We start from the raw sequence: 18217 nt of genomic DNA on the forward strand, positions 1-18217 counted from the left end.
GTCTCTGAAGCGGATCCACCGAGGGTTCAAAGGACTACAGGACACCTTGGAAGCATCATTTATTTAAGTTAGATACATATTATATGTACGAAGGCATTTCATTTACACAAGATTCTTGACGCTACCTCAAAAACTGATTATGCTATTAATGGGGCACATTTTACATTAACGCCAAATGATCATGGCAATGTTTTACACTCTGGCATTAATGGCTTTGATGCGGTTAATTGGCACGGTGAAGCAAGAAATTTGGGTACAGCGGCGGAAATTAATTTCACACGTACTTTTGATGATGAATTCGCCGGACAATTAGCTGCCCAAGTGACCTATCGATTGGACGATGAAGATCGTTTAGACATTATATTTAGTGGCGTTTCAACCGAGAATACATTGTTCAATCCAATGACGCATGTCTACTTTAATTTAGTTGGTAAGGATCAAGATATCAGTCAGCATAAATTACAAATTGCATCACGTCAACATCTTGAAGTTGATAATCACATGATTCCAACCGGTAACGTGATTGATAATCAAAATACAAAATTTGATTTTGCGCATTTGCATGCCTTGGGACAAGAGCATTACGATGATGCTTGGGTATTAGATTCCAGCCGTCAAGGGGAGGGAGTAGGACTAACTTCACCCGATGAAAGTTTGACCTTGACAGTGGATTCAGATCGCAATGGTGTGGTTGTATTCACTGCCAATCCTGACGATAGCAGTGACATTAAAACAGCGCTTGCTATTGAGATGCAGACCTTGCCTGATGCGGTTAATCATGAAGGCTTTGGTGATATTGTTTTGCCAGCAAATGAAACAAAAACATATACTGTAACTTACCAAATTAAAAAAAGCGAGGATAAATAAAAATGGCTAAATTTTCAGATATTAAAGGTTTTGCCTTTGATTTAGATGGCGTTATTGCTGACACGGCGCGCTTTCATGGTGAAGCTTGGCATCAAACAGCTGATGAGGTTGGCACAACTTGGACACCAGAATTGGCTGAAGGTTTGAAGGGCATCAGTCGCATGGCTTCCTTGCAAATGATTTTGGATGCTGGGGATCATGCCGATGATTTTTCTCAAGCAGATAAAGAAGCATTAGCAGAAAAGAAAAATCATAATTATCAACAACTCATTTCAACATTGACGGAAGATGATGTTTTACCTGGCATGAAAGATTTCATTCAATCAGCTATGGCAGCCGGCTATAAAATGTCGGTAGCTTCAGCCTCTAAAAATGCACCAATGATTCTAGATCATTTGGGATTAACTGAGTATTTTGTTGACATTGTTGATCCCGCCACTTTGACAAAGGGAAAACCTGATCCTGAAATCTTCGTTCGTGCTGCGGAAGTCTTACATTTAGATCCAGAAAATGTCATTGGATTGGAAGATTCAGCTGCTGGAATTTCCTCAATCAATGGCGCAGGTGAAACATCACTAGCAGTTGGTATTTCAGATGTGTTGTCAGGAGCGGATCTGAATTTTGAGTCTACTTCAGAAGTGACATTAGCAAATATTGAAGCTAAAATGCAATAGATAACTAAAAAGAGTGTCAGTACATAAAAACACTGACACTTTTTTGTTGTTTTAATTAACATTTGCCACCGTATTGCCCTGCTTGAGTGTGATATCGGTAAAAGTTACGGTATGCGTTGTTGTATGTGATCAACGAGAGCCGTAATAGCTAATTCATCCATCTGTGTAAATTTTTACTGCACAGGTGCTAAAATAGGACGTGCTAATTGGGTTAATTATGTCCAATCGATGATCACAATTGATAGATTCTCAGAGACAGAAATGCCAACACCTTTTGCACCATTTAGTAATCGAATACTGCTGATGTCTGCTGAGCCAATTGCAGTCGTGAAAGGTTGAGGATTCCCAAATATTTTGGAAGCATACTTATATAATATTGGTTATATTGGAGGATTAGTTATTTGATACAGCTTGTAAAAGAAAAATTTGACGTTACTCATTTGCGATTTGTTTTACTCGGCCTGCTTGTGGGTTTAATGAGTGGCACCGTTGTTAGCTTATTTCGCTATTGTATTGAGATAGGGCTGCACTATAGTCGATTGGTATATAGATACTTACGAATCGCGCCGTTTGTTTGGTGGAAATGGGCATTGTTGATAGGCATCAACCTTGGTTTAGCGTTAATTGTGGCTCGACTTCTCAAGAGAGAACCTTATATCGCTGGTTCTGGAATTCCGCAAGTTGAAGGTCAATTGGCTGGTGAATTGGAAATGCACTGGTGGTCAATTCTTTGGCGAAAATTTATCGGTGGTATTCTGGCATTGGGACCTGGATTATTTCTCGGACGAGAAGGACCAGCGATTCAATTAAGTGCGTCAGTTGGTCAAGGTTTCGCTTCTGAGTTTAAGTTATCAGGAACTGATCGCCGACTACTAATTGCATCAGGCGCCGCTGCTGGATTAGCAGCAGCGTTTAATGCCCCCATTGCTGGAACTCTATTTGTCTTAGAAGAGATTTACCATAATTTTTCACCGCTGGTTTGGTTAACAGCATTAGCCGGAGCAATTGGTTCAAATTTTATTTCGCTGAATGTTTTCGGACTTGTTCCCGTGTTACATTTAAGTTATTCACGTAGTTTACCAGTATCAAATTATTGGCACTTAATTTTACTCGGCATTGTTTTGGGATTATTTGGTTACTTATATCAACGGGTCTTGTTAGTTATGCCTAGGTGGTATCATCAATTGACACATTTGCCACGCCCAATACAAGGTATCGTACCATTTCTGCTGGTAATTTTAGTTGGTTACTTTTCGCCAAATTTACTCGGTGGTGGTAATGGCTTAATTTTGGGATTTGGCCAGCATGTTCCACCTTTGTTTGTACTAATTGCAATTTTTATTATACGATTCGTCTTTTCAATGATTTCATATGGTTCCGGATTACCTGGCGGTATTTTCTTGCCGATTCTTTCTTTAGGTGCTGTGATTGGTGCGGTTTATGGCGTCTTAATGAATCAATTAGGATTATTATCGCATGTCTATATCATGAACCTAATCATTTTTTCCATGGCCGGTTACTTTGCTGGAATCGGAAAAGCTCCCTTCACAGCTATCTTGCTGGTAACAGAAATGGTTGGCAATTTAACACATTTAATGCCATTAGCAGTCATATCGTTAACTGCCTACCTTGTTGTTGATTTATTAGGCGGTGCACCAATCTATGAAGCATTGCTTAAGCAGATGACAATGCCTAAAACTGTTCAGCAACTTCATCGACCTGATTATTTGGAAATACCGGTTTTCTTTGGCAGTCCCTTAAACGGCAAAATGGTCCGAGACATGCCATGGCCTAAAGAAGCACTGCTCATTGGAATCCGGCGTGGCGAACAAGAAGTGATTCCACATGGTGACACCTTGATTCATGAAGGTGATACGTTAGTACTGTTAACTGATACAACCCAACGACCCCAAGTTAAACAACGGATTGATGCATTATTAGCAACCTTAGAAAAAAAGCACCAAGACTAAGTTAATAGGTAAATTGGTTTATCATAATGGTAGGTATCAGATTAAGTGGGTCCGTTGGCAGACATAAACATATTGGAAAACTATATACAAATACGGTGAAGTACGAAAAACGCTGAAACAGAATTAGTTGAACCTATTTTGAAAAATACAAAGATAAATAATATGCCGAAAATGCCTTGCTACCCAATTTTTCATAGTCATGCTATAATGTAGACAGAAAAGGAAGCCTTGCGCTAACAAGACTTCCTACGCAAGCCGCTTCAAAGGCGGTGGCGAAGTTAATAAGACAGCATTAAGCTACCCTGTAACCTACCAAAGTTACGCAGGGCGGCTTTTTTATTTGTGGTGCTTGTCGATATAGCTGAGTAGCGCGATTAAAAACGTGCCAAACAGCAACATCAACGAGAGTGCCTGGAAGACGCTCATTGACTGTAAAACCTTCCTGAAGATTATTCCATGTTCCCATGGGCCTCACCTCACAAGGGAAAAGACAGCCACCGCCCTTAAACCTTGCGTAATCTATTATACAGGTGAATTAAGTATTGACCAAGCACAATAAAAATAGATCATGGAGTTTCATGGGATCCTAAATTTGATCAAATTAAGAATCAGCAAAACATCTTTTGTAGATACCCTTTTTTGAGTTCCTGGAGTTTTTCAAGCTTACGCTGATGAAGAGCTATAGTATCGTCTAGTTGTTTGAAAAAGGCAAATTCTATAATTAATCCGAACAGAAATTAAAAAGCCTAAAGCAATCACTTACAATGGTAGTAGCTAATTCCAACCAATATAGGGAGTGATTACTTTGGGTACATCTACTTTATCACGTTTTCAACGTGGCGCACTAGCACAACTGGTCAATGAGGGGAATAAATCTTACCAAGTAATGGCTGACGCCTTAGGCGTCGCCAAAGCTACGATTAGCTATGAGTTGAACCGGGTTAAACCTTATGATCCAGAATTAGCTCAGCAAGATGCAGATCGCAAAAGGCGGAATTGCGGTCGTCGTTCGATGCTGACGGCAGCATTAGCGACTTTAATTACCAATCACTTACGATTAACCTGGTCACCAGAAACCATTGCGGCCGCTTATAACTTGAGCACTGCGTCAATTTATAATTGGCTTAATCGTGGCTGGCTCCCCTTCAAATTGACTGATTTACCCAATCGGAATGTCCGCCAGCACCGAGTGAGCGAAAATCGTGGGAAATTTACAAGCGGGACTTCCATCGAACAACGGCCAACAACTGTTAATCAACGGTTAGCTTTTGGTCATTGGGAAGTAGATACGGTGCTTTCTAGTCGAAGTGAGTCACGATCATGTCTGGTTACATTCGTAGAACGTAAGACCCGACTTCTATGGGCCATCAAACAAAGCCCCTAATAGAACGGCTAAGGCTCTAAACACCGCCTTTGGCAAGTTTATGGGGGCCTTCGGTCCCCAAGTAAAATCCATTACTGTTGATCATGGTAAAGAGTTTGCCAATTATCAGGCCTTAGAACAGGATTATCAGATCAAAGTTTATTTTTGCCATCCATATTCACCATGGGAGCGAGGTTCCAATGAATATTTTAATAGACGGTTACGCTAGTTCTTCCCGAAAAAGACCAATTTTAGCCAAGTAACGACTGATGAGATCCTAGCAGCACTTGAACTAATTAATCAACGACCATTAAAAATACATCATCAACAGACTGCCATTGAAAGATTCCGGGCTTGTTCGGATTAAACTTGTAATTTGCCTGATTTTTCTCAAATGTCTCAAGGGAAAAAAGCATTCGTTATTTTGACTTTGATTTTGGAATTTAGCCAGGATAAAAAGCCGGTCATTATTGACCAGCCTGAAGATAGCTTAGACAATCGATCAATATATCAAGATTTGACGAGATACTTAAAATCAAAAAAGAAAGAACGTCAGATTATTTTAGTAACACATAATCCAAACGTCGTTGTTGGTTCAGATGCAGAAAACGTTATTGTAGCCAATCCAAATTCATCAAAAACACCAAATAAAAACAATGTTCAATTTAGTTATATTAACGGCCCCCTCGAAAACACATTTTTAAATCCAAACTCTGAAAGATTATTGGAGTCGAAAGGCATTAGAGAACATGTTATAGAAATTCTTGAAGGTGGAAAAGAAGCGTTTAAAGAACGTGAGAATAAATACACATCTGAATTTTCTTCATCTATATAGAGGTTTAGTATGAACTGAAAAATTAATTTTACCTTGACCCAGTTACCTGGTGTGCATCAAATAAGTAGTGATTGAGCACCAAACGAAAAGATTTATTAGATTAATAAGTAAAGCAAACCTCTGAGTTGGAGTAAATCCAAACTCAGGGGTTTTACTGGTCTAACTGTTTTTCAGACCATTCTCTGTAAACTGCATCTGGCCACTAGGGTATACCCTAGTGGTCTTTTTTATTTCTGTGCTATACTAGGAATTACAAGTGTTCATTAGAACTGTCCAAAAGGAGAATTGGAAATGGCTAAAATCGATTATGCGCGTGTGAGTTCCAAGGAGCAACATTTAGATCGACAATTAGCGGCTTTAAAAGGCGTTGATAAATTATTTACGGATAAATTAAGTGGGGCTAACACTAATCGGCCAGAACTGCAAAAAATGCTGGCCTATATTCGTGAGGGTGATATTGTCCTGGTCACTGAATTAGATCGCTTAGGCAGAAACAACCAGGATTTGACTAAGATCATGAACTCCATTCAAAATAAGGGGGCCACCCTAGATGTGTTGAATTTACCGTCCATGACCGGGATTGCGGATCCCAACTTACGGCAACTGATGACCAATTTGATTATTGAACTCTACAAGTACCAAGCTGAAAGTGAACGTAAGCGGATCATTGATCGACAGCAACAAGGCATTGCGCTTGCCAAACAGCAAGGTAAATATCATGGCCGCAAACCCCAATATGCCAAAGATGATCCCCGTTTGCAACACGCTTTTAAGCTTTATCAAACGGGTATGAGTGATGTAGATGTTGCCCGTAATACAGGGATTAAACGGACGACCTTTATCAGATATCGAAAGAAATTCAATATACAAAGATGATGTTTACATGAGAGAATCATAGCAGAGCGGACCACTTGAAACTTCTAACTCCACTAAAATCCGAGAAATGACCAAGAAAAATGACAACTCTTCGAATATTGTTACTTCAAATTAAAATCAAAAATGATTACCTTAAAAATTGAGGTTTTTTAATTACCCGGTTTGTAAAATTAAGTTAGAAATTTAAAAAGCCATTTGTGATAGACTTTTGAGTGTCAAAATCAAAAGAAAGGCTGATCACAAATGACCTATACTCATCTTACTATAGACGAACTTGCCACAATTTATTCTTTTTGGAAACTCGGTAAAGAGGCTTATCTAGTGGCCCCAGCGCTCCATCGGAGTGCTGAAACTGTGTATCGTATTTATCGGTTTCTTGACGCTGGCGGTACGATTATTGATTACCAATGCCACTATCGAAAGCATAAACAACATTGTGGGCGTAAACCAATTCAACTACGCCCTGATGAACTGGCCTATATTCAAGCCAAAACTCAAGCTGGTTGGCAACCAGCTACCATTATTAATCGCCAAGAACGGGCTTTCAGCTGTGGGGTTCGAACCCTTTACCGCCTTTTCAAACGCGGTGTTTTGGGGTTGTCGACCAAAGATTTACCGATGCACGGCAAACGGCACCCTAATGGTTACATTGAACGCCGTGGGAAAGCGGGTCAATTGGGCAGGGATTTAAAGAATCGTTATCAGGACTATCCTAATTTTAATCAAGAATTCGGCCATTTAGAAGGTGACACGGTTCAAGGTAAAAACCATCAGGGTGCGGTAACCACGCTGGTTGAACGACAAACTAAGGTCGCAATTGTGCTGAATTCGCATACCAAGTCGGCACACGATGTCAATCGTAGTTTAGCAGGATGGCTTTCGAAGCTGCCACGACACCTATTTAAGTCAATTACGTTTGACAATGGTAAGGAGTTCGCCGGTTGGCGAACCATTGCTAACCAATTTGATTTAAATATTTACTTTGCCGCTGTCGGAGCACCCAATCAACGTGGTTTAAATGAGAACACCAATGGTCTGCTGCGTAAAGATGGTTTACGTCACAATCTTATTATGGACCAGCTATCAGATGGATTTTTTCAAACAGTTGCCAGTCGACGAAACCACATCCCACGAAAAAGTTTGGGTTACCAGACACCTCTGGAAGCATTCATCAGTCAGATTACAGATGAACAGTTAAAAAATTTCTAACTTAATTTGACAATTCGGGAGATTAAAAACACTGCTTTTGGCTTCCGTAATTGGGAGAACTTTGTCAACCGTATTAAGATTCAACGCCAATGGCTTCACCCAGCACGCCAAACTGTGACGGTATAAAAAAGTACCTAGACCAATTAAGCTCCAGATACTTCATAAGGATTCCATCAACTTCACATGACAAATAACAAAAAACTGGCATTGGTGTGGTCCAATGCCAGAAATTTTACAGTCAATATCATTTGTTTTTTAGATCATCAACAGTATTAATATTCTTCATATATTTGGGAACTGCCAACCCTGTTTGAGCACCCTTCAAATTTTTGCGCAATTGAACATACTTACCTTTGTACTTCTTGGCATACAAGCCTTGGGTAACTGGTAACTCAGCAGTCACGGAAGCGTCAGAACTACCATTAGCTATCGAATTCCACATAACTCCCACGTCTAACTGTTGCATTGTAGCTTTATATCCTTTTTGCTTCAACAAAGTCGTTACTAAAGTGGTTGCCGCAATTTCATAGTCATATGGTGTATAAACTAATTTAATTTTTTTGCCATGACCGTTTGGCACCCCCGCTGTCCATGCTTTGACTTGTTTAGGATGGTTTTTAATAAACTGATTGACAGCTTTTTGCTTATTCATGCCACCGTTTATGTTCAGCATTACTGGATTTGACATTGAAATTGTCCAATGGAAATTCTTTAGTAACTTAGTAGCACCTGGATTATCTTTTTCCAACCCTTTACGTGTAATGGTGCGCATTGATTCACCATTACCATAAACATGTTTTGGATCTTTTAAAAATTTCAACGAATATTTAGCAACCATCCAGTGTGGCTGCCAGCCAGTAACAACGATAGGCTGTTTATTTTTAACTGCCTTGGATAACGTGCTAATCATCGCAGCTGTAGAACTTGGCATGATCTGCCAGTTAGCCTGTTTCAACTTATATTTTGACAACAATGTTTGTGTATTAGCCATTTCACCCGCACCAGCTTCGATCCCTGTAATCGTATAATTGATTTGCGGTCCTAACTTTTTATGTGAGTCGTATTCAGCTGGTTTAGCACAAGCACTAACTATGGCTGTCAAACATATAATCACTGTGGCCATTTGCAAATAACGGAGAATTCTTTTCTTCAAACTAATCATTCCCCCTTTATTTGGATGTTTTGTTGAACGATTGTGTGATTCGATCCAAAATAATAGCTACAATAACCACAGCAATTCCTGCGGCAAATCCTGCCCCGGCATCATTACGCCCCACAGCAAAGTAAACCTGAGTTCCTAAACCAAGGGCGCCAATCATTGATGCAATCACGACCATTGAAAGTCCAAGCATCATCGTTTGATTAATTCCGGACATTATTGTTGTTTTTGCTAGTGGTAACTGTAATTTGATTAGCTTTTGCCAGCTGGTCGAGCCAAAGGAATCCGCTACCTCGATCAAGTCACTTGGCACCTGCCGGATTCCCAAGTTTGTCATTCGCACTGTCGGTGGCGTCGCAAAAATCACTGAAGCCAACACCCCCGGTACCATCCCGATACCAAAAAATGAAACGGCCGGTATTAGATAAACAAACGCTGGCAAGGTCTGCATGAAGTCAAGAATTGGTTTGATTACGATCTCAGCTCTTGAACTTTTTGCCATCCAAATTCCAAGTGGAATCCCAACAACGATTGCAATCAAACTAGACGACAAAACTAACGTCAAGGTCTGGGTCATATCACGCCAGTATCCTAAGTTCCAGATCAATAACAGCCCCAAAACTTCAAACACCATGAAACTAATTTTCTTTTGTCCTCGTTTAACCCAGTACGTGAGTGCTAAGACCACCAAGATAAAGACCCATTGCGGCAAGAAGTCAAAAGCCCATTGAATACCGTCAATGATTACCTGGAAAAAGATCGTCACACTATTAAAAAATCCGGTAAATTGACTCAGCCAGTCAACACCTGAGTTGATCCAATCCGCTAAAGGTATTTTTCCAATATTCATTAAGCACTCACCTCTTCCCCAGCGATAGCCGCCAAAACAGAACTCCGTAGAATGATGCCTAGTAGATGATCGTCATCATCCAACACGACATAAGGAATTGCTGCCTTCGAAATATCGTTAATCAATGCATTGATTGGCATATCCACACTTGTCTTAGGCACGTCTGTCCTAAGAACTGACTTCAGGTCTTCACTGCCCTTCTTAATCAGATTCGAAACATCATGCGCATCGGCAAAACCCACGAATTTGTTGTCATTATCAACCACGTATATTGAAGAGATATCGTTGGCTCGCATTCTCCGCAAAGCCACCCGTGGTCCAGCCTTTCCAATATTAACCACCTGGGCCTGCGTCATTACACTACTTGCCGTCAGGACCTTTGTCCGGTCGACCCCTTCGATGAAGCGTTCTACGTAATCATTAGCCGGGTGAGTCAAAATATCTTCCGGATTATCAATTTGTTCGATATGCCCATCACGCATGATCATAATCCTATCCCCTAATTTCAAAGCTTCGTTCAGGTCATGGCCAATAAAAATGATCGTTTTATGCATTTTTTCTTGAATTTGCAATAACAAATCCTGCATTTCTTTCCGATATAACGGATCCAAGGCCGAAAATGCCTCGTCCATCAACAGAATCTCGGCATCATTGGCCAAAGCGCGCGCGAGACCAACCCGCTGCTGCATCCCGCCTGATAACTGATCTGGATATTGGTCGTCATACCCGGTCAAGCCGACTAGTGTCAATGCTTCATGAGCTTTCCTGTTTCGTACATCTAACGGAAACTTTTTAAGCTCCAATCCATAAGCCGCATTTTGTAATACGGACTTATGCGGAAACAAGGCAAAATTTTGAAAAACCATGCCGATCTTATCTTGGCGCAAGTGACGTAATTCTTCCTTACTGAGGCCCATCACACCTTGTTCATCGATTTCAATATCCCCATCAGTCGAATTTATCAAGCGGTTGATCATTCGGATAATCGTAGACTTTCCACTTCCAGACAGCCCCATGATTACAAACAGTTCACCTTCATTAACAGCAAAACTAGCTTGATTAACTCCAACAGTACAACCTGTCTGCGAAAGGATCTCTGCTTTAGACTTTCCCTCACGCAACAATTTTTTTGCTAGAGATATTTGCTTTCCAAAAATCTTAGTTACATTTTTAACTTTAACTTTTTCCACCAACATACACCTCCATGTATTAGCATGTTACCCAGATTATTATTCATGGATGTAAGCTGATTCCTGAGACAACTTTTAAGAGAGGGTATAATGAATAAATCGTCTCTCAAAAGGAAGGAATTTTTACATGCCAACTCGTTACGACAAAGAATTCAAACAAAACATTATCAACCTATATAAGCAAGGCGAATCAGCTGCCCAACTGGCCAGAGAATATGGCATTGGCTATTCAACAGTTCATAAGTGGATCCAGGGCCAGGCCAAGACTCAATCCGGTAAATCGCCAGACGAAATCAAAGCGATGGAAAAGCGACTGGCTTCGCTGTCTGAGGAGAACGAAATCCTAAAAAAAGCCCTGGGCTTCCTTGCGCAGAAGTAACCAATATTTTTGATCACATTCACCAAGAAAGCCATCACCAGGTAACTAAGATGTGCCGAATCCTCGGTGTTTCCAGAGCTCAGTATTATCGTTATCGATCCCCACTTCAAAACGCCGGGCCGAAGATGCGGACTTAAAACAACGGGTTCTGCGGATCTTTGCGGAATTTAAGCAGCGATACGGCGTTATGAAGATCCACCATGAATTGAATCTGGAACTTCAACCACTGCAGCGTCGGTGCAGCCCAAGACGGATTTCCCGACTCATGAAGGAACTGGATATCCACTCCGTTACCGTCAATAAATGGAAAGCGGCTTCGGCTTCCAAAACCAAGGTTGAACAGCGTCCCAACTTGCTTAAGCAGGATTTCTCGACCACTGGTTTAAATCAAAAATGGACCGCTGATATGACCTATATTCAAACGAAGCGTAATGGCTGGTGTTACTTATCAACCATCATGGACCTGCACTCACGACGGATTATCGGCTATTCGTTCTCAAAAAAGATGGCTACTGATTTAGTCTTAAAGGCCCTTGAAAGCGCGGTTAAAAATCGAACCATTACTGGGGACCTGATTATCCATACGGATTTAGGATCACAGTATACCAGCGATGATTACAATCAACGTTTAACTGAGCTACATATCCGCCACTCATACAGCCGTAAGGGTTGTCCGTATGATAATGGCAGATTGTAAAATTTAAGTTGAACATTTAAGTAGACAGAAAAACCCATCAAGGTCTTTAATGGTGTTACCACACAATCCATTAGAAAGAAGGACCTTGATGAGCACCACTATTTTATCATTCCAGAACCGTGTTGTCATTGAAACGCTTCATAAGGAAGGACGTTCCTTGCGATACATCGCTAACTACTTAGACTTTAGTAAGACCACCATCTTTAACGAACTTCACCGGCTAAATAGTGAGTACCAGGCTGGGCTAGCGCAAACTGACTTTGAACGAAAGGTTAGTCAACGGGGGCGGAAGTCTTCGCTCACTAAAAACCTTAAACACTTGATCGAGGAAAAGATTCAAGTCCAGAAGTGGTCCCCTGAACAAGTTGCCCATGTGGTGGGGATTGCCTACAAGACAGTCTATAACTGGATTGATCAAGGATGGCTTGATATACAGTTGCCCGATTTGCCTGATCATGGAATTCGTCGTCATCGTGCTAAAGAAAAGCGTGGTACGTTCAATCACGGCCGCTCCATTGAGGAGCGGCCTCATAAAGTCGAAACTCGCCAGGAATTCGGCCACTTTGAAGCTGATACCGTACTTTCTGGTAAACGTAAAGGTCAAGCTGTGGCTACTTTTGTGGAGCGTAAAAGTCGCCTGACAATTGTTAAACGGCTCCATGGTCGCGACAGTCAGTCCATGACTCAAGCCGTACTTGAACTAGCTAGTCAACTTCAAGACAAGCTCAAGACGCTTACTGTGGATCATGGTAAAGAGTTCGCTAACTACCAGACAATTGAACAGCTAACAGGTACTCAGGTTTATTTTGCCCATGCTTATTCACCACATGAACGCGGTAGTAATGAGAACCGTAACCGAGTTTTGCGACGGTTTATTCCCAAGGGACAAGCCATTGAAGAACTAAGTGATTACCAACTGGTTCAAATCAATTGGTATCTGAATTCACGGCCACTTAAATGTCTTAATTGGCATACACCAATCGAGATCTTCTTGCTTAATCTACGTCACTAAATTCGTTCAAGTTATTTCTTGCAATCTGCCTTATCCATTCAATGCCTTCCAATGAAATTAATTTGACTGTGCCGGTTTCCATTAAATATTCTTCGGGCATACTATTTGGGTGCCGCCTTAACCATAAGCTTACATATGATCGATCATGCCCTAGCTTGATACCGGCCTGAGATAAACTAATCCATTCGTGTTGTCTTGCCACATGCAGGTAACTCCTTTCTTAAATAATTAACTAAATTATAGCACCATTTGAACACACTTGTGTACATTTATTTTTACATTTACATTACAAGTGCATACCACCATCTTCATGCCGGTTCCGGGTTTGATGTTGCCGTTGTTTTTTGGTCATTTCCCACTCAGTCTCCTTTAAACCTTGCGCCTGTTTTTGCCGTTGGTAATCTTCATCACGGGCATATAGGGCGGTCATGATTGCGTTACTAAAGGCCGTCTTTAAGTAATAGTCTGGACTAACTGGCTTGTAGTTCAGTGGTTGATAATGTCCGATATTTGCTTTTCTGTACTGGTCGTCCTTGGCTTGTTGCCCTTTTAACTGTTTTTGGATTTTCTCAATCTGACTGTTCTTAATCGTTGGATCGACTTTACATTCACCCAAAAAGAGTTGTTTAGTGCCGTCATGCTTTAAAACCCGTTGTAAGTGATGATTCTCTAACTGATCTAAGCTAAGCTGTCCCGATAAATAAGCTAGTCCTTGTTGATGTTCTTGGGGACTGAACACCTGTGGTGGATTTGCTTGCCACTGTTCAATCGTTTCGGCCTGACATGGCTTTAAAACAGGATCATAGTACATCACGGCTGTATAGGCTTGTTCCTGTTTAATCAATGGCAATCCATCTAAATCACCTTTGGGAAAGGCCCTTTTCAATACTTCATGGTATTGCGTTTTAATGACTTGCTTAACGGCCATGATTGCCCGTAGATCTTTGACTGCGCGAGTAATCTTTTGCTGTTCGGTTGGTGAATATTTCTCTAGTAACCCTTGATCGACGTGTTCTAGACTTTCTAAGTTATCATCATGAATCATCAGCGTATATTTAAGCTCGATTTTGACTTCCTTTTCTTGTTGTATTAATAACTTCCAGCCAACGTATGGCCGTTTGGTAAAGGTCAATAATTGTTGGGCCGACAAATCATCACGAATGTTCATTAAACGTTCGTTTAATTCACTACCCTTGAAAACTGTTTGTTCGCTATCGGTTTCCTTAATTAATTCTCGTCTTTCAGCTTGCGTGGCCTGTTCAAAATCAAGCTCTGGATAAAGTTTTTTAGTCGTGCGATCAACTACTTTATTTAAGAGTTCATCTGCTTTTTTTAGTGAACTTTCTTGTTGGTTAATCGTCAATAATTTCTTAGTGACATCTTCACCAACCGCGTGCTTAATTAAGGTACTGTTTTTCCAATTAAATAGCATGCGCCGCTTATCATCTAAACTTTCCAAACTAATATAAGTTTTCAGTTCATGGCTTAACTCTTTAACTACCCGTTTTTCATTAAACGAGAAGTGTTTACTTAGGCTATCTAAATGACCTCTATTGATTACTTTTTCTTGGTTATTTTTATAACTGGCTTTGGCCTTGCGATAGTCCTTAACTTGTTGGTTAAATTCTTTTCTTTCATGCCGCTTACTATTGATTCCCTCATGTTGAGTTGGAACTTCATCTATTCCTTGATTTTCAAAGGATTTTTCGCTGATCCGATCGGGAATATTTTTTTGCTCTAAAACTTGATTTACACTAACCGCCCAATTGTGCCGCCATTGATTGATTTTTTCTTTTTTATCCCAATCAACCAACCAAATTTTTCGGTTTCTTACATTCCCTGCAGGAGTCTTAGTTTTATTACCATTACTATCTAAAATGTATTCGGTTTTTGTTTTCTGTCCCCAAGTACCATCGGGGTTAAATGGGCGATTGGTTAACATCACATGAGCGTGCGGATTATCTGGGTGGTCGCGATGAATTGCCACGTCGGCTACCATGCCCTCATCAACAAAATTTTCTTGCACATATTTTGTCAGTAATTCTTTCTGTTCGGATTCACTTAATTCTACCGGTAAAGCCACGTTAAACTCTTTTGCATACCGTGAGTTTGATTTACGATCTTTCTTTTCAACTTCATTCCACAACTGCTCTCGATCACTGGCCCATTCTTGTGCATTTTTTGGCGTCAAAATAAAGCTTTCTGGCATAACCGAGCGGGCATAAAAATAGTGGCGACCTTCCTTATCATCAAATAGCTTTTCACCACTTCGATAAGCGGCACTGGCAATCGCACTTCGTCCTTTACCAGCACTAATATTACTAAAACTCATGTGAAAAATTGCCATGTCGGTCACCACCTTTCTTTGGGTTTATGGGTTTTATTTTGTTGTCGCCATCGGCGACTTCTAATACAGGTTTTAATGGGTTTAGCACAACGTCATCAAAGATGACGTATAAGTGCGCATTGACCTCGTTTTACTCGGTCTTCTGATTCTCTTAACTTTAATTTAGTGTATGCCTTCCGCTTCGCTATTTCAAATTTTATACTTTGACTTAACGTTTCCTATATGATATAGTTTCGGTGATTATTTCTAATATGATTGGAGGGATCGTTATGTCTCAAAGTAACTTAGAAAAACAAGAAGCTAAATTAAAAGCCCTTAATCAAAAAATTAAGGACGAAAAAAATAAGATTGAACAACGGCTAGGTAAACAAATCATCAGTCAAGCCAATTTAGATTATGCAACACTGACCACTCCACAGATTAAAATGATTGCTAAAAAAGTTGCCGCCTTTTTAAATCAAGCTCAAAATAACCAATAATAGTTAGGTGGTAATGACTATGCCTAATCAATATGAAAAATTAGTTGAGCAACAAGCGCGTTTAAAACAAAAAATTGATCGGGAAGATTTTAAATTACGACAATCTGAATACTATGAAAATCGGCAAGCTCGCAAAGCCCGTTCTCGCCGATTAATTCAAAAAGGGGCTTTATTAGAAAAGTACTTTCAAGCTAATAACCTCTCGGTCGAACAAACCGAAGAACTTTTAAAAACATTTGCTGACTATGTTAACACCCATAAACCGGATAAATTAAAAAACGATCAACCTAATAACTAGGCCGATCGTTTTTATTTTCAGAATTATTTTTTGGCTTAATTTCTGGATTGTTTTTAGCAAAGTCTTTTAACTGTTTTTGAATTCTTTGTGTAAGCTCTGCTTTACTTTCTTTGTGCTTCCTTTTACTTGATCGCTGTTGAATTATCTTTTGATCTTTACCTCTTCTTTTTGATTTTAGGGCAAGCGTAAAATCTGAAATTTTATTTTGATCTAACTTACTTAAATGACCGATTTCTTTAAAGTTTAAACCGGCTTTGGGAAAGCGATAAATATTACCAAGATCGACCCAGGAAGGTTTCTTCAACCCAGCGGATTGCCAATCTTGAATCGGATAATATTGTTGCTTGATATAAGCCGACTTCTTTTCATACTGACTAGTAATTTTAAAAGCCTCGACCGTCTGTTCTGATACCCGACGAATTAAAACTGGCCGAGACTTGCCACCGTTAGTTTCTACAAAACTAACGTATAGGCTGACTAAGTCATTAGTCCTCATCTGGATCGTTGAGCCAATCAGCGACCTCTTTAGCGTCTTTGAACTCGGTGACTGGTGTCCCTTCGGTCGCCTTTAAAAAGCGTAAATTAGCTCTTTCTTCTTCGCTTAAAGACGCATTAAAAGGTAAAGCACCATTAGCAACAATCCGCTTGTAAAACATGTTAATGGCCGTGGTTGGATTTAAGCCCAATTCGCTTAAAATTGCTTCGGTATCATCGGCCAAATCTTTATCAATCTTGACTTGGACCCGTTTCTTTTCCTTAACTGCCATGATTGTCTCATCTCCTTTCTTTTACTACTACCATTATACTACCTTTTGAGTACCTTATCAATAGATAAAGCCCTGGCTTCAAATCACTTGAGCTTGGCGTTGATCTAAAGGCTGAACTTTTGAGCTGGTTAGCCTGGTTAGCTCTGGCGCTCATTTAAAAGCCCCTATTATTCTGTTTAAGCCATTTAAATCTAACTTAAGTATAAAGAGGTTAGTAAGTCTTAAAATCGCTTATAAAGGATTTTGTAGCCTTTTAGGACTAGTAGTACAAACCACTGTTATCGTTGTCGGCCGACTTTTCTTCTTCGGGGTGTTTGGCCACATATTCTCTAGCCGCTTGTTTATTCCACCAAACGCCAAATAGGTTTTGCATGGTGCCGTACAGGTAGTTTTCCACGTTCTTGATGTGCTTCTCATTGCTTCTTAGAAGCTGTCTAAAATCTCTTAAGTAATAGTGCTAAAAACGCTAAAACGACCATTTGCAGACTGGTGGTTAATTGACGCTCACAATTTTTCCAAAGTCGCCGACAATTCTCTAGCCAACTAAAAGATCGTTCGACTACCCAACGTTGGGGCATAACTTCGAATCGATGCAACTCATTGCGCTTCGCAACCTGCACGGTTGCGTTTAAATTACTGGCTACATCGAGCTGAAAATTAACGCCTGAATAACCACCATCAACTAAGACATTTTGAACCTGGCGTAAATGCATGGCATGTAAAGCGATCATTGCACTGGCCCCGTCTCGATCAGAGACGTTCGCTCGCGTCATGTGAATGGCCTGCGGAAAGCCATTGATATCAACTGCCAGATGGCGCTTAATCCCCGAGATTTTCTTACCAGCGTCGTAACCTTTGTTTTCAGCAGTAGCGGTGTTTTTGACGCTCAGAGCGTCAAAAATAATAAAGGAAGTTAAAGCTGAACGTCCTTGGTAAGTTCGCCGAGCAATGACAATTTTTTTAAAACTTGTTCCAATAAAGAATCAGCCGTAGGCTCAGCTTTAGTTGACCAAATTTTGTAATAGTTGTAAACTGACCGCCATTCTGGGAAATCACCGGGGACTTGACGCCATTGGCAACCGGTTTTCAAGACATATAGGACCGCACAGAAGACCTCGTAGAGGTCATATTTTCGAGGCTTAGTTCGCTTACGAAAATTTTCTAAAGCTGGTCGAATTAATTCAAATTGTTGCCGAGTAATATTGCTGGGATAATTTTTCATAGCTTAAACTCGCTTTTTACATA

General features: G+C 40.4%; 18 protein-coding genes and 5 pseudogenes. 12 read left to right on the forward strand and 11 right to left on the reverse strand.

Going from position 1 to position 18217, the window contains the following annotated elements; genetic code table 11:
- Window positions 1–126: 126 nt before the first annotated feature.
- The 3 genes and pseudogenes from RIN67_RS12960 to RIN67_RS12970 form a co-directional block, all read left to right on the forward strand.
- Window positions 127–867, forward strand: a pseudogene (locus RIN67_RS12960) (aldose epimerase family protein); the annotation flags it as partial.
- Window positions 868–869: 2 nt separating this feature from the next.
- The gene (gene pgmB / locus RIN67_RS12965; protein WP_056939261.1) at window positions 870–1541 is read left to right on the forward strand and encodes a beta-phosphoglucomutase; all 672 of its coding nucleotides are present in this window, start codon (window positions 870–872) and stop codon (window positions 1539–1541) included.
- Between the two features lie 401 nt (window positions 1542–1942).
- Entirely contained in the window at window positions 1943–3511 is a 1569-nt protein-coding gene (locus RIN67_RS12970) for a ClC family H(+)/Cl(-) exchange transporter (protein ID WP_313826255.1), read from the forward strand.
- A 336-nt stretch (window positions 3512–3847) separates the two neighbouring features.
- Here the strand turns inward: RIN67_RS12970 and RIN67_RS12975 are convergent, their stop codons facing one another.
- The gene (locus RIN67_RS12975; RefSeq protein WP_107696660.1) at window positions 3848–3937 is read right to left on the reverse strand and encodes a putative holin-like toxin; all 90 of its coding nucleotides are present in this window, start codon (window positions 3935–3937) and stop codon (window positions 3848–3850) included.
- Between the two features lie 182 nt (window positions 3938–4119).
- Window positions 4120–4221 (reverse strand): annotated as a pseudogene (locus RIN67_RS12980) (restriction endonuclease subunit S); the annotation flags it as partial.
- A gap of 95 nt (window positions 4222–4316) precedes the next feature.
- Between RIN67_RS12980 and RIN67_RS12985 the strand changes: the two are divergent.
- The 4 genes and pseudogenes from RIN67_RS12985 to RIN67_RS13000 all read left to right on the forward strand — a co-directional run bounded on the left by RIN67_RS12985 (window position 4317) and on the right by RIN67_RS13000 (window position 7794).
- A pseudogene (locus RIN67_RS12985) lies at window positions 4317–5241 on the forward strand (IS30-like element ISLsa1 family transposase).
- A gap of 15 nt (window positions 5242–5256) precedes the next feature.
- Window positions 5257–5709, forward strand: a pseudogene (locus RIN67_RS12990) (AAA family ATPase); the annotation flags it as partial.
- Between the two features lie 291 nt (window positions 5710–6000).
- Window positions 6001–6585, forward strand: coding sequence for a recombinase family protein (locus RIN67_RS12995; protein WP_313826256.1), 585 nt, complete (start codon window positions 6001–6003; stop codon window positions 6583–6585).
- A gap of 243 nt (window positions 6586–6828) precedes the next feature.
- Window positions 6829–7794, forward strand: coding sequence for an IS30 family transposase (locus RIN67_RS13000; protein ID WP_265000428.1), 966 nt, complete (start codon window positions 6829–6831; stop codon window positions 7792–7794).
- Between the two features lie 244 nt (window positions 7795–8038).
- On the opposite strand, the gene RIN67_RS13005 is transcribed toward RIN67_RS13000, so the two are convergent.
- Genes RIN67_RS13005 through RIN67_RS13015 form a run of 3 tightly spaced genes read right to left on the reverse strand, consistent with a single transcriptional unit; the run spans window position 8039 to window position 10996 of the window.
- Window positions 8039–8956, reverse strand: a complete 918-nt coding sequence (locus RIN67_RS13005) for a glycine betaine ABC transporter substrate-binding protein (protein ID WP_034546226.1) — start codon at window positions 8954–8956, stop codon at window positions 8039–8041.
- A gap of 7 nt (window positions 8957–8963) precedes the next feature.
- The gene (locus RIN67_RS13010; RefSeq protein ID WP_020923853.1) at window positions 8964–9803 is read right to left on the reverse strand and encodes an ABC transporter permease; all 840 of its coding nucleotides are present in this window, start codon (window positions 9801–9803) and stop codon (window positions 8964–8966) included.
- Window positions 9803–10996 carry a quaternary amine ABC transporter ATP-binding protein gene (locus RIN67_RS13015; protein ID WP_168850559.1) on the reverse strand — a complete coding sequence of 398 codons (1194 nt, stop codon included), beginning with the start codon at window positions 10994–10996 and terminating at the stop codon, window positions 9803–9805. The genes RIN67_RS13010 and RIN67_RS13015 overlap by 1 nt, the downstream gene beginning before the upstream one ends.
- Before the next feature lie 124 nt (window positions 10997–11120).
- Between RIN67_RS13015 and RIN67_RS13020 the strand changes: the two genes are divergently transcribed.
- The 3 genes from RIN67_RS13020 to RIN67_RS13030 all read left to right on the forward strand — a co-directional run bounded on the left by RIN67_RS13020 (window position 11121) and on the right by RIN67_RS13030 (window position 13081).
- Window positions 11121–11372: an IS3 family transposase gene (locus tag RIN67_RS13020; RefSeq protein WP_002816285.1), complete on the forward strand. Its 252-nt coding sequence runs from the start codon at window positions 11121–11123 to the stop codon at window positions 11370–11372.
- 52 nt (window positions 11373–11424) lie between these two features.
- Window positions 11425–12069, forward strand: coding sequence for an IS3 family transposase (locus tag RIN67_RS13025; protein ID WP_265000497.1), 645 nt, complete (start codon window positions 11425–11427; stop codon window positions 12067–12069).
- 88 nt (window positions 12070–12157) lie between these two features.
- A complete protein-coding gene (locus tag RIN67_RS13030; protein WP_182151142.1) occupies window positions 12158–13081 on the forward strand; it encodes an IS30 family transposase in 924 nt (307 codons plus the stop codon).
- Here RIN67_RS13030 and RIN67_RS13035 read toward each other — a convergent pair.
- Entirely contained in the window at window positions 13065–13283 is a 219-nt protein-coding gene (locus RIN67_RS13035) for a hypothetical protein (RefSeq protein ID WP_233449256.1), read from the reverse strand. The two genes, RIN67_RS13030 and RIN67_RS13035, sit on opposite strands and share 17 nt — an antisense overlap.
- A gap of 84 nt (window positions 13284–13367) precedes the next feature.
- Window positions 13368–15428 (reverse strand): MobQ family relaxase, encoded by a 2061-nt coding sequence (gene mobQ, locus RIN67_RS13040; RefSeq protein ID WP_313826251.1) that lies wholly within the window; start codon window positions 15426–15428, stop codon window positions 13368–13370.
- A 269-nt stretch (window positions 15429–15697) separates the two neighbouring features.
- Here mobQ and RIN67_RS13045 point away from each other — a divergent pair, with 269 nt between their 5' ends.
- Both RIN67_RS13045 and RIN67_RS13050 read left to right on the forward strand, forming a co-directional pair.
- Window positions 15698–15907, forward strand: a complete 210-nt coding sequence (locus RIN67_RS13045; RefSeq protein WP_234898427.1) for a hypothetical protein — start codon at window positions 15698–15700, stop codon at window positions 15905–15907.
- 19 nt (window positions 15908–15926) lie between these two features.
- Window positions 15927–16205 (forward strand): hypothetical protein, encoded by a 279-nt coding sequence (locus RIN67_RS13050; protein WP_168850673.1) that lies wholly within the window; start codon window positions 15927–15929, stop codon window positions 16203–16205.
- Here RIN67_RS13050 and RIN67_RS13055 read toward each other — a convergent pair.
- From RIN67_RS13055 to RIN67_RS13070, 4 genes and pseudogenes are all read right to left on the reverse strand, one after another.
- The gene (locus RIN67_RS13055) at window positions 16195–16701 is read right to left on the reverse strand and encodes a hypothetical protein (protein ID WP_056986438.1); all 507 of its coding nucleotides are present in this window, start codon (window positions 16699–16701) and stop codon (window positions 16195–16197) included. The genes RIN67_RS13050 and RIN67_RS13055 overlap by 11 nt on opposite strands.
- Window positions 16691–16972 carry a type II toxin-antitoxin system RelB/DinJ family antitoxin gene (locus RIN67_RS13060; RefSeq protein WP_014564139.1) on the reverse strand — a complete coding sequence of 94 codons (282 nt, stop codon included), beginning with the start codon at window positions 16970–16972 and terminating at the stop codon, window positions 16691–16693. The genes RIN67_RS13055 and RIN67_RS13060 overlap by 11 nt, the downstream gene beginning before the upstream one ends.
- Window positions 16973–17231: 259 nt before the next feature.
- A pseudogene (locus RIN67_RS13065) lies at window positions 17232–17402 on the reverse strand (plasmid replication initiator protein A); the annotation flags it as partial.
- A gap of 4 nt (window positions 17403–17406) precedes the next feature.
- A protein-coding gene (locus RIN67_RS13070) for an IS5 family transposase (protein ID WP_313826252.1) occupies window positions 17407–18194 on the reverse strand; the annotation gives its coding sequence in 2 pieces (ribosomal slippage) (window positions 17407–17936 and window positions 17936–18194; 789 coding nt in all).
- Window positions 18195–18217 lie beyond the last annotated feature (23 nt).

The organism is Levilactobacillus namurensis, from assembly GCF_032197885.1.
Lineage (GTDB): Bacteria > Bacillota > Bacilli > Lactobacillales > Lactobacillaceae > Levilactobacillus > Levilactobacillus namurensis_A.

Excerpts from the sequence above, each read along its gene's own strand:
- pgmB (WP_056939261.1), top strand. The coding sequence starts at position 870 with ATGGCTAAATTTTCAGATATTAAAGGTTTTGCCTTTGATTTAGATGGC.
- mobQ (WP_313826251.1), bottom strand. The coding sequence starts at position 15,428 with ATGGCAATTTTTCACATGAGTTTTAGTAATATTAGTGCTGGTAAAGGA.
- RIN67_RS13060 (WP_014564139.1), bottom strand. The coding sequence starts at position 16,972 with ATGGCAGTTAAGGAAAAGAAACGGGTCCAAGTCAAGATTGATAAAGAT.
- RIN67_RS13005 (WP_034546226.1), bottom strand. The coding sequence starts at position 8,956 with ATGATTAGTTTGAAGAAAAGAATTCTCCGTTATTTGCAAATGGCCACA.
- RIN67_RS13045 (WP_234898427.1), top strand. The coding sequence starts at position 15,698 with ATGTCTCAAAGTAACTTAGAAAAACAAGAAGCTAAATTAAAAGCCCTT.
- RIN67_RS13000 (WP_265000428.1), top strand. The coding sequence starts at position 6,829 with ATGACCTATACTCATCTTACTATAGACGAACTTGCCACAATTTATTCT.
- RIN67_RS13010 (WP_020923853.1), bottom strand. The coding sequence starts at position 9,803 with ATGAATATTGGAAAAATACCTTTAGCGGATTGGATCAACTCAGGTGTT.
- RIN67_RS12975 (WP_107696660.1), bottom strand. The coding sequence starts at position 3,937 with ATGAGCGTCTTCCAGGCACTCTCGTTGATGTTGCTGTTTGGCACGTTT.
- RIN67_RS13020 (WP_002816285.1), top strand. The coding sequence starts at position 11,121 with ATGCCAACTCGTTACGACAAAGAATTCAAACAAAACATTATCAACCTA.
- RIN67_RS13055 (WP_056986438.1), bottom strand. The coding sequence starts at position 16,701 with ATGAGGACTAATGACTTAGTCAGCCTATACGTTAGTTTTGTAGAAACT.
- RIN67_RS13030 (WP_182151142.1), top strand. The coding sequence starts at position 12,158 with ATGAGCACCACTATTTTATCATTCCAGAACCGTGTTGTCATTGAAACG.
- RIN67_RS12995 (WP_313826256.1), top strand. The coding sequence starts at position 6,001 with ATGGCTAAAATCGATTATGCGCGTGTGAGTTCCAAGGAGCAACATTTA.
- RIN67_RS13050 (WP_168850673.1), top strand. The coding sequence starts at position 15,927 with ATGCCTAATCAATATGAAAAATTAGTTGAGCAACAAGCGCGTTTAAAA.